The following is an 11,274-nucleotide window of genomic DNA, read 5'->3' as shown; positions in this document are numbered from 1 at the left end:
CGCGGTTGATGATATGCGCACACTGCGTGCGCCTCATATATTGTATCCCCTCTAGGCATGTCGAGGGCAGAAAATAGGGTGTGGAGGCAGGACGCGGGTTTGTACCATAGGTTAGTATCTTTTGTCGTAGTTAAAAATCATGGCAGAAGACACTAACCTATGGTCGAAATTTGTAGCGTTAGCCTTACCGTATGAGCAGTCCCCGAAGATGGGCAATAAATTCCCGCTCTTTCTGAAAAATATCAGCCCAGGTTAGATGCACGATTCTCCAGCCGGCGCGGGTTAGAGCGCGGTCACGGGCAGCCTCGTAGCGGTCCCTGCCGGGGTGGTCCACGTATTTCTGTTCGCCGTCGAACTCGAGAATCACCCGCGCCTCGGGCCAGGCGAAGTCCACCCGATAGTTACGCCCCTCGCACGAAATCGGGTACTGCGTCATGGGGGTAGGTAACTCATGTTCCATGAGTAGGCACCGGGTGAGGCTTTCACCAGCCGACTCGCTGGATGCATCCACCGCCTGTGCCAGGAGGGGCCCTGCGGAACCGCCATAGCCGGTGAGATTCAGCAGAGTCTCGATAACTTCGTGGGGTTCCATTAGTCCCCGCCGCATGATGGAGTCGGCGAGGACTACCGCCTCCCGAAAGGGCATAGTGCGAGCGCAATCCTGCAGTGTACGAGCCACCGTTGTCGCCATGACGTGTGTACCGGGTATTGCGGTCACTGCATTAGGGTCAAAACCTCGCCTATGCCTGCAGATGCGCCCCCTATCGGATGGGCTAGTGGCGGTACTGTACACATGCACGATTGAAGGCACGTTGAGTACATCTAGCCCCCAGAGTGCAGCTGCTGATGTGTGTGAGAAAACCCCCTGAAGACCCATGAGGTAGGCGGCAATGCACCGTACCGCGAGCCGCTCATCAGGAGTGAGCACCTGAGCATCGCGGGTGTAAATATAGGCTCCTCGCTGAATACGTTGCAATGTTCCTGCCGCTATCATCGCACGGATATGCCGGGCTCCAATGCCTCGTGAGTTAAGGATGCGAGGGGTGAGCACGAGAGGGTATAGCTCGGCTGCACGTGTGATTGGGCCTTGCACGGCTGGGGTTTGGGGATTCAGGATATTTACGGTATTCATGGCTTTATCCTGACAGTCTCTGCGAAGTCGTGGAATCTGTTCGTGAAATCTGTGGATAACTTCGCTGTTTTTAGGGAAATATCCACTATCCACAGGTTTAGGTTGTATCTCAGAATTTTTGTGCCATGGGTTAGTGTCTTCTGTCGTAGGTAAAAACCATGGCAGAAGACACTAACCCATGGCACAAATCTGCCCAGTACAAATCCACACAGCGCAACAAAAACCCGCCCGGCAAGGAGGTCAATCCTCCCCACCAGGCGGGTACATATCCAGGCTTAGAGTAGTCAGATACTACAGTGGCCAAACCCCACAGGGTATGACGGGCCCCTACTATTTACCTACTATTTACAGGCCCTCAGCACGCACAATCTGAACGTGCAGGTCCTCAGCCGGCGGCATCCACGAAGCCGGATCAGCAGCAACCTGCTCACCCGAACGGATGTCCTTCACCTCGTGAACCGGGGCACCCGACTCATCCGAGGAAATGAACCACACGAACGGAATGCCGCGCTTCTCAGCGTACTTAATCTGCTTACCGAACTTCGCCGCATTCGCAGACACCTCGCAGGCGATACCGCGGGCACGCAGTGCATCCGCAACATCATTCGCAGCAGACCAGCCCTCATCATTCGTCAAGGCAACAAACACAGCCGAAGGCACCTTACGGCTCGCCTGCGCAAAACCCTGCGACAGAATACGAGCCACCACACGGGTCACCCCAATCGACAGGCCAACACCCGGGTATGTCTTCTTACCATTCGACGCCAGCGACTCATAACGGCCACCCGAGCAGATCGAACCCAGCGACTCGTGACCAACCAGCACAGTCTCATACACGGTGCCAGTGTAGTAGTCCAGGCCACGAGCAATCGACAGGTCAGCCAGCACCTTACCCGGCGCACGGCGAGACGCCTCCTCAATGACCTCAGCCAGCTCAGCAAGACCCTGATCCAGCAGCTCATGCTCCACCGAATACTTAGCGGCAAGCGCACGCACCTGCTCCACAAAAGAAGCATCCTCAGTGCGGATCTGCGCCAGCTCCAGAGCGGCAGCGGCAGCATCCGCGCTCGCACCAGCCTCAGCCTGCAGCTCCTCAGCCACGCGCTCAACACCGATCTTCTCCAGCTTGTCAATAGAACGCAGAACAGCCGCAGTATCAGTCAAACCCAGACCCAGGTAGAAACCCTCAGCCAGCTTGCGGTTATTCACACGCAGCTTGAACTCAGGAATCGGCAGCTTCGACAGCGCATCAACAACAACCAGCGCCAGGGTCACGTCGTAACGGAACGGCAGCTCGCCGTCACCAACCACGTCAATATCAGCCTGAGTGAACTCGCGGGCACGACCCTCCTGCGGACGCTCACCACGCCACACCTTCTGAATCTGGTAACGCGAGAACGGGAAATTCAGGTAACCGGCGTTCTCCACCACGTAACGGGCAAACGGCACAGTCAGATCAAAGTGCAGAGCCAGCTTTTCCTTAGCCTTAGCAGCCTCATCCTCCTGCAGGCGAGAAATTGCGTAAACTTCCTTGTCAATCTCACCCTTGCGCAGCAGCTGCTCAATAGTCTCTACCGAACGAGTCTCAATCGGGGAGAAACCGTGCAACTCAAAAGTCTCACGCAAAGTGTCCAGAACATGATTCTCAACCAACCGCTCAGCCGGAAGGTACTCGGGAAAACCAGACAGCGAAGCCTTGCGAGCCATACGCGATACTCCTTGACAAAGAACTCGACAACAAAACCCCCGGAACACCTCCGGGCATATCTACCCATCATACCAACACCCACCCCAGCACAGCACCCACTCCCCCAGCACAACCCGCACAAACCCGCGGCTAGCAGGTTCGCCCACAACACAACACGACCAGACACTACTCACACACACCCCACAGAGGCTATGCTTAGGAGGTGCACACGCACACCCAAACGGGTGCCCACCACTGGGAACAGCGCATAGGCGCCCCACCCCCAGCACCCCCGAGTGAAAGAGTTATAGCGGTGACTACCAAACCCGACGACACTGTAAACCTCGAAAAGGCACGCCAGTACGGCCGCGTCTCCGAGGACGGCCACGTCTTCGTCATTGTCGACGGCGAAGAATACGCAGTAGGCCAGCTGCCCGGCGCCTCCGAAGAAGAAGCACTCAGCTACTTCGCCCGCAAATTTGAAAATGTCGAGGCGCAGGTTTCCCTGCTCGAATCCCGCCTCGCCAACAACGCCCCTGCCGCAGACCTGCAGAAGGGCATCACCTCCATCGGCGCACAAATCGGTGTGCGCAACATGGTCGGCGACTACACCGGCCTGCAGAAGCGCCTCATCTCCCTCGCAGAGCAGATCACTGAACTCGGCGAAAAGCAGCAGCAGGCACGCAGCGAAAACCGTGAACGCGCCCTCGCCGTCCGTGAAGAAATCGTCGCCGAAGCCGAACAGATTGCCGGCCAGGACCCTGACCAGATTCACTGGAAGAACTCCCACTCCCGCATGAACGAACTGTTCGAAGCGTGGAAGAAGGCACAGCGCGAAATTCACCTGGCAAAGAGCGTAGAGGACGAGCTGTGGAAGCGTTTCCGTGCAGCTCGCACCACCTTCGACCGCAACCGCCGCGCGCACTTCTCGCAGCTGGACGACCGCAACGCACGCATCAAGCGTGCCAAGGAAGAGCTGATTGCTCGTGCGGAAGAGCTGTCCACCTCCACTGACTGGTCTGAGGCTTCCCGCGCATACGGCGACCTGATGCGTGCCTGGAAGCAGGTACCCCGCGGCCACCGTCGTGAGGACGACAAGCTGTGGGCACGCTTCCGCGCGGCACAGGACGTGTTCTTCAACGCCCGTAACGAAGCCGAAGCAGCGCAGGACGCAGTCTACGCCGAAAACCTCAAGGTCAAGGAAGCACTGCTCGAAGAAGCACGCGCACTCCTGCCCGTCGAAGACATTGAGGCTGCAAAGGCAGCCTTCGACAAGATCCTGGACCGCTGGGATGCGGCAGGCCGCGTGCCCCGCAACGACCTGCGCCGCGTCGACGGCGAACTGCGCCGTATTCAGGACGAAATCAACGGCGCCGAAGAAGCAAAGTGGAAGCGCAACGACCCCGCCAAGGCAGCCCGCGCGAACTCCCTGCTCGCACAGATTGAGGACTCCCTCGCCGAACTGGAGGCAGAGCTCGCCGCAGCTGAGAAGGGCGGCGACTCCAAGAAGATCGCCAAGGCTAAGGAAGCTCTGGAGGCGCGCCGCGCCTGGGCAGCAACCCTACAGGGCTTCGGCAACTAGGGTCTAGCCGGAGTTCTAGCCGACAGGTAAGTGCCCGGGGTGCTGGCTGCTAGAGGCTGGCGCCCCGGGTTACTTGTCTCATTAACACCGAGAAGCCACATGTGTTTTGAGAAGCTACCATTATCGTGGCTTTTCGAAACATATGTGGCTTCTGGGCGGATTACCTCTGGGCAAATAACCGCAGGGTTAGTTGCCACCGAGGAACGGCATGAAGCGAACGATATGCTTCTCCAGCTTCTGCTTCACACGCTTCGCCTTGGTTGCTGCGTCCTCAGTCTTCGCGCCGCCGAGCTTGCCGCCAAAGAGCGAAATCTTACCCTTGACCAGGCGGCTGATCTTGCCGGGAATGGTGCGGCGGTTTTCCTTGAGCGCACGGTTGACGACGCGCTGGGTCTCTACGGAGTCCAGCTCTTCATCCTTCACGATAGTGTCTTCTTCGCGGGTGCGGCGGTCGGTCACGTAGTGGTGGAAGTGTTCCTGCACGTCGTGGTCTTCGGACTCGTTCAGGTAGGTATCGAAGTAGTCCTCGATGATGTCGCCGCTTTCGCGCAGGTCAGCGTCGTTACGAATTGCGAGGCGCACGCGGTCACGGAAGTACTCCACGCTGTCCTGGGCGGTTTCGGCGGTGCTGTTCTCACCTGCCGCGTCGGCCTTGCCATGGCGTACGGCGCGGGCTGCCTTGACGAGCTCAAGGATGTAGAGCACACCGACTTCCTGCTGCTTCACCAGCTCAGTGAGGAAGTGGACACCAGCGAACGGGTCGACCTCATCAGTCCTCTCCTCGCCCTCATCGGTTCCTTCTTCCTGTGCCTTGCGCTGTTCACGAATCTCTTCGTAGATGTCGTTGTAGACACCGGTGTAGCCCTGCATGTCGTAGTCGCTGATTAGTTCGTTGCCACCGTCGCGGATGAACTCATCGTGCACGCGCAGTTCCTGCTGCAGTTTAAGCACCTGGTTCATCAGCTCGATGTAGCGGGCCTTGTCTTCGGTGGTGTCCACGGTGATGGAGCCGCCCTCGTCTATGGGGAATTCTTCGCGCAGTTCAGATACGGCCTTGTCGTATGCGGCGTAGGCTTCCTTGTAGGGTCGGGTGAAGGCGATGTCGAGGGCGGACTGGCCGCTGCTGTTTTCGGTGTCGCCGAAGAGGGTGAAGGCGTCCTTGGTTGCCTGTTCGAGGTCGCGGAAGCACACGATGTTGCCGGAGGGCTTGAGCGAGTTGAGGATTCGGTTGGTGCGGCTGTATGCCTGCACCAGTCCGTGCATCTTCAGGTTCTTGTCTACCCAGAGGGTGTTGACAGTCTTAGAGTCGAAGCCGGTCAGGAACATGTTCACGACAATGAGCAGGTCCAGTTCGCGTACCTTCATGCGGCGGGAGACGTTCTTGTAGTAGTTGTCAAAGGAGTCACCGTCGGTGCTGAAGTTGGTGCCGAACATGGTGTTGTAGTCTTCGAGGAAGCCGTCCATGCGGCTGCCGGTGTCTTCGGTAGCGAAGGTGAAGTTTTCTTCTTCACCAAAGGTGTCGAAGAGCTGCCCACCGTTGCCCTGCGAGTAGATGATGGCGACCTTGAGCTTCTGTTCGGGGCGCAGTGTGCCGTCTGCGATGCGTTCTTCTTGCAGGGTGTTGATGGCGTCGTAGTAGGTGCAGGCGGCATCAATAGACGAGGTTGCCAGGATCGAGTTAAAGCCGCGCACACGCTGTACGTAGTGTTCGGTGACGCCGTTGATGGTGCGGGTCTTTTTGATGTCGTAGCTGGTGGCTGCGCTCTGGTTGGTTTTGCGGTCGTAGTTGTCCAGAATGTAGGTGGCTACGGCTTCGATACGTTCGGGGCTTTCGAGTACTTCCTTGCTCTTTGCGAACTTGGCGAGTTCCTTTGCGTCGGGGGTTTCAGCGTGTTCGGCGGCGATTTCTTCTGCGTAGGAGGTTTCTTCGAGTTCGGCGAAGTGGGGGCTGGTGTTGGTGTATTCCAGGTGGAATTTCAGCACGTTCTTGTCGTTGATGGCGTCAACGACGGTGTAGGTGTGCAGGCAGTCGCCGAAGACTTCGACGGTGGTGGTGCCGGGGCCGCCTGCGGAGTTCTTGTCGAAGATGGGGGTTCCGGTGAACCCGAACATGCTGTACTTCTTGAAGCTTTTCTTGATGGCGGTGTTCATGCGGCCGAACTGGGAGCGGTGGCATTCGTCGAAGATGATGGCTACGCGCTGGCCGTAGACGGGGTGTTCGGGTTCGGCGGTGATGAGGTTAGACAGTTTGTGGATGGTGGTGACTACGATGTTGGTTCCACGGTCGGCGAGGCGGTTGCTGAGTTCGCGGGTGCTGCCGGTGGAGCTGACGGAGTCTGCCTGGAAGTTGTTATATTCGAGCATGGTCTGGTAGTCGAGGTCCTTGCGGTCCACGACGAAGAGTACCTTGTCGACGAGTCCGGTTTCTGCCAGGCGGCGTGCGGTTTTGAAGCTGGTGAGGGTTTTGCCGCTGCCGGTGGTGTGCCAGATGTAGCCGCCGGCTTCTTTGGTGCCGAGCAGCTTGGGGTCGTTGTTGGCGATTTCGACGCGCTTAATGATTTTCTCGGTTGCCGCGATCTGGTAGGGGCGCATGACGAGCAGGTCCTGGCCTACGGTGAAGATGCAGTAGCGGGTCAGGATGTTTGCGAGGGTGTGGCGGGTGAGGAAGGTGCGCGCGAAGAGGATCAGGTCGTTGATTCGGTTGTTCTGTTCGTCTGACCAGTAGCTGGTGAAGTCGAAGCTCTTGCCTGCGGAGCCGCCGGAGGCAGTCTTACGGCCGGTTTTCTGCTGGTCTTCGACGTGCTTGTGGCGCACGGTATTGGAGTAGTATTTGGTTTCGAAGCCGTTGCTGATGACGAAGATCTGGGCGTATTCGAAGAGGCGGTGCTTGTCCTGCTGGAAGCCTTCGTTCTGGTATCGCTCGATCTGATTGAAGGCTTCGCGGATGCTCACGTTGCGCTTCTTGAGTTCGATGTGTACGAGGGGCAGGCCGTTGACGAGGATGGTCACGTCGTAGCGGTTGAGTACCTTTCCGTTGGCAGTGGGCACGCGGTACTGGTTGATGACCTGCATGCGGTTGCGTGCGGGGTAGGCGGCGTCGATGAGCATGATGTTGCGCAGGGTGCCGTTGTCGAGGCGGAAGTCGATGAAGCGTTCTTCCTGGATGAGCTTGGCCTTCTCCAGGATGCCGTCGTTGGAGCGGGCGATGTGTTCGGTGAGTAGGCGGTTGAATTCTTCGTCGGTGAAGTGGAAGCCGCTGTTGGGGCCGTAGGCGCCTTCTTCGGCGCGGGTGTTGAGGCGTTCGAGCTGTTTGCGTAGGTTACGGATGAGCGCGGCTTCGTCGGTGAGGTCCGGCTGGTAGTCGTAGCCCTGGGTTTTGAGGGTTTCGATGAGTTCGGCTTCGAGCTGCGCTTCGCTCTGGTGCTCGCGCTTCTGCTGTTGCTGGGCCTTCCATTCCTCGTGGAGGTCTGATCCCTTGAGCTTAACGATGACGGTGAAGTCGTCCGAGCTGAGGATGCTTTCGGTGCGTCCTTTGGCGGGGCGGGGGTGGTTGGGTACGGTTTCCACGGGGTGCTCCTTTGCGCAGGGATTGAGTGTGTGGATGGTTGGGCTCAGGATTGGTGAGCCCGGTTTGTTGAGTGTGTTGAGGTATATGGTTGAGGTCTAGCGGCCCGTGCAGGGGTGGGGGTGCCGCCCCTGCACGGGGTTCACGCATGATGCGCAGTTGATGCGCGGGTGGCTACTGGTTTTCGCCCTTGCGGGGGAAGGTGAGTAGCCGGTCGCGGTAGTATTCGTATTGGCTGCGACGCGCTGCAAGCTCTGCGGGGAGACCCTCGGAGAGGCTGCTGGTTAGTGCGTCGAAGCGGTCGAGAATATCGACAATGCGCTGCTGCTCCTCCAGAGGCGGAATTGGTGCTTCAAATTCAAGGATTTTTGTTTTATTTCCACGAGGCATCTTACCTCCTCTGGAATGCGCAACGTTGTATCCAACAAATTCATTTGAAGCCAGCAGATGATAGAGATATCGAGATGAGATATTTTCCGAGAATTCGTCACGGATTCTTACAACGAGAACATCGGGGCTTGCAACGCCATCAGAATCAGCACGCCACATTTTCCTGAGGTACGGTCGAATATTTCCAAGAAGAATGTCATCCTTTCGGAAAATAACCCCAGGATTTGTGCTTTCAGTTGGAGTACAACCTTGGAAATCGCTTTTTAGATTCTCTACCCCAACATATGCCGTTACCGTAGAGTCGTCCTTTTTTCGGTCTTTCGAGTATTGAGCAAAAGAGCCTAGCGGATTACGGGGGCAGTTGAGGGTTTCGAAGAGTGAATCACGGTAGTACTCGTATTGCAGAGTACGCGCTTCCAGCTCCGCTTCCAGCTCCGCTTCCAGGTTCGTGAATTTGTCAAGAATTTCAACAATCGCTTCCTGAATCTCCAAGGGAGGAACAGGAAACTCAAACTTCTTGAAACGTTTCATATCCACGCTGGCAAAACTAGACTGCGTAGTATTTGCAAGGCACCAACGGTCCAGGACAAACGAATAGTAGTAGAGGAATTTGGGAGACAAAAGGTTCTTAAATTCGTCTTTAAGAATCAGAACAGTAAACCTTTGATTGCACAAAAAATCTACATTAATCAGCGCGTGCTCACCAATCGTCGCAGAAGTTGCCACAATGATTGAACCTGAGGGGAACATCCCGCCCTTTTTCAAAGCGCTTTCATGAACGGATTGCAAAGATTTTGAAAGAATTCCGCCATTTTCACGAATATCTTCCATGCGGAACCAAGGAACAGTTCCGTTCGCCCAATAGCTGCTATTGGACTTAGACGGGGTATAGCCATTACGGGTAGTGAACAGTTCCTCAATAGGGCGGTACTCTACCCCGTCCGGGCAGAGCTCAGCCACCAGGCGGTCAATATAATTCGTCACCTCGACCACGACTACTTGCCGCCTTCCAGGCGCGCCACAATAGCGTCAATCTCCACACGCAACTGCGCCTGACGAGCCACAATACCCTCAATCCGAGAATTCAGCTCGACAATGTCCACACGCTCACGGGTATCCTCCGGCTCAACCCAGCTCGACACCGCCAGGTTCGCCTCCTGCTCCAGCAGCTTCTCCACCGGAACCCGCGCCGAGAAATGCTCACGCTCCTCACGAGCCGCCAGCACCTCAAGAATCTTCTCGCGGTGCGACTTACCCAGAATATTCTGGTTCGTGCCCTTATCAAAGAGTTGCGAAGCATCTACGAACAGCACCGAATGGTCCTTTCGACGACCCTTCTTCAACACCAAAATGCAGGTCGCAATGCTCGTACCATAGAACAGGTTGGCAGGCAGCTGAATCACAGCATCCACCACGTTCTGCTTCAACAGATACTCACGAATCTTACGCTCCGCACCGCCACGGTATAGCACACCCGGGAACTCAACGATAGCAGCCGTACCCGCCTCATCCAGAGACGCCAACATATGCATCGTAAACGCCAAATCAGCCTTCGACTTAGGCGCCAACACAGCCGCCGGGGCATAACGGTCATCATGAATCAGGGTCGGGTCATCATCACCCTTCCACTTCGTCGAATACGGAGGGTTAGACACAATCGCCCCAAACGGCTCCTCAAAATCACCGCCCGCACCACCACGATGCTTCGGATCAATCAGAGTATCACCGTGCGCAATACTGAAATCATCCACCGGCACACCGTGCAGCATCATGTTCATACGGCACAGGTTATAGGTCGTCAGGTTAATCTCCTGACCCACAAAACGCAGGCCGTCCGAGTTCTTACCCAGCTCACGCTTAAACTTCAACAGCAGCGAACCCGAACCACACGCCGGGTCATACACGGTACGAATCTGCTCAGCCTCACGGCCATCCATGGCAATCTTCGCCAGCAGCTCCGAAACCTCCTGCGGAGTGTAGTACTCGCCGCCACTCTTACCCGCATTCGCCGCGTACATGCCCATCAGGTACTCGTAGGCGTCACCGAATGCATCATTCTCGCTATCCTCGTAGTCCTTACCCAGGTTCATATCCGCCACAGCATCCATGAGCTTGAGCAGGTTCTCGTGACGAGCCGCAGGGCTCACACCCAGCTTGTTTGAGTCCAGTACGAAGTCGTCGAAGAGGCCCTTCACGTTGTTCTCAGACTCAGTACCGCGCGCCGACTCCTCGAATGCCTTGAACACGTTCGCCAGGGTCTCATTCAGGTTCTGATCCTGACGCGCCTTCGCATGCACCACAGAGAACAGCTGAGAGGGCAGCAGCAGGAAGCCACGCTCCTCCACCAGCATGCGGCGAGTATCCTCATCAAAAGCTTCATCAGGAATCTGTTCAAAAGCCTGATCCAGACCGTACTTCTTCTCCACAAAGCGCACCTGGCTCTCAGAGAGGTAACGGTAGAACAGCATACCCAGCACGTACTGCTTAAAGTCCCAGCCGTCTACCGAACCGCGCAGGTCATTCGCAATACGCCAAATCGTAGAGTGCAGCTGCGCACGCTCAGCGTTACGGTTACGGTGCTCGTCAGTAGTAGCGGAAGAATCCGTAGACTGCGTCGTCATAGGGGCGGTCAACCTCTCAATAGTTATCGTTTCTCGTCGCAGAAACATCAAAAGTTTGGGACCTGTGCGGTCCCGGTCGTACACATGCGCCAGCCCGGGTTCAGAAGCCCTGCTCGGTGGGAGCGTTCATAGCTTCCACAAGCCGTTTCGTACCCGGCGGCGCGAACTCTTTCAGTATACGGGTTCCTCAGACCCCGCACTCGCCGGTTCGTCGTCGCCGAGCCACTGGTTGTTTCGATAGGTTAGTGTCTTCACAGTGGGTCTTTAACCCGTAGTGAAGACACTAACCTATCGAAG

Annotated in this window: 6 protein-coding genes; 1 reads left to right on the top strand and 5 read right to left on the bottom strand. The window is 56.7% G+C overall.

Annotation, left to right across the window (positions count from 1 at the left end; translation table 11 throughout):
• Positions 1–184: 184 nt before the first annotated feature.
• Positions 185–592 carry an endonuclease domain-containing protein gene (locus ACUXHH_RS04205; protein ID WP_279789039.1) on the bottom strand — a complete coding sequence of 136 codons (408 nt, stop codon included), beginning with the start codon at positions 590–592 and terminating at the stop codon, positions 185–187.
• An 885-nt stretch (positions 593–1,477) separates the two neighbouring features.
• Entirely contained in the window at positions 1,478–2,839 is a 1,362-nt protein-coding gene (gene hisS, locus ACUXHH_RS04200; protein WP_279740030.1) for a histidine--tRNA ligase, read from the bottom strand.
• A gap of 293 nt (positions 2,840–3,132) precedes the next feature.
• Between hisS and ACUXHH_RS04195 the strand changes: the two genes are divergently transcribed.
• Positions 3,133–4,401 (top strand): DUF349 domain-containing protein, encoded by a 1,269-nt coding sequence (locus ACUXHH_RS04195; protein WP_458390890.1) that lies wholly within the window; start codon positions 3,133–3,135, stop codon positions 4,399–4,401.
• Between the two features lie 186 nt (positions 4,402–4,587).
• Here the strand turns inward: ACUXHH_RS04195 and ACUXHH_RS04190 are convergent, their stop codons facing one another.
• From ACUXHH_RS04190 to ACUXHH_RS04180, 3 genes are all read right to left on the bottom strand, one after another.
• Entirely contained in the window at positions 4,588–7,968 is a 3,381-nt protein-coding gene (locus ACUXHH_RS04190) for a type I restriction endonuclease subunit R (RefSeq protein ID WP_458390889.1), read from the bottom strand.
• Between the two features lie 172 nt (positions 7,969–8,140).
• Positions 8,141–9,340 (bottom strand): restriction endonuclease subunit S, encoded by a 1,200-nt coding sequence (locus ACUXHH_RS04185; protein WP_458390888.1) that lies wholly within the window; start codon positions 9,338–9,340, stop codon positions 8,141–8,143.
• Positions 9,341–9,351: 11 nt separating this feature from the next.
• Positions 9,352–10,977 carry a type I restriction-modification system subunit M gene (locus ACUXHH_RS04180; RefSeq protein ID WP_458390887.1) on the bottom strand — a complete coding sequence of 542 codons (1,626 nt, stop codon included), beginning with the start codon at positions 10,975–10,977 and terminating at the stop codon, positions 9,352–9,354.
• Between the last annotated feature and the right edge of the window lie 297 nt (positions 10,978–11,274).

Source organism: Rothia sp. 110740021-2, from assembly GCF_054263775.1.
The sequence above is the reverse complement of the archived record's forward strand: the minus strand, read 5'-3'. Positions and strand labels throughout refer to the sequence as shown.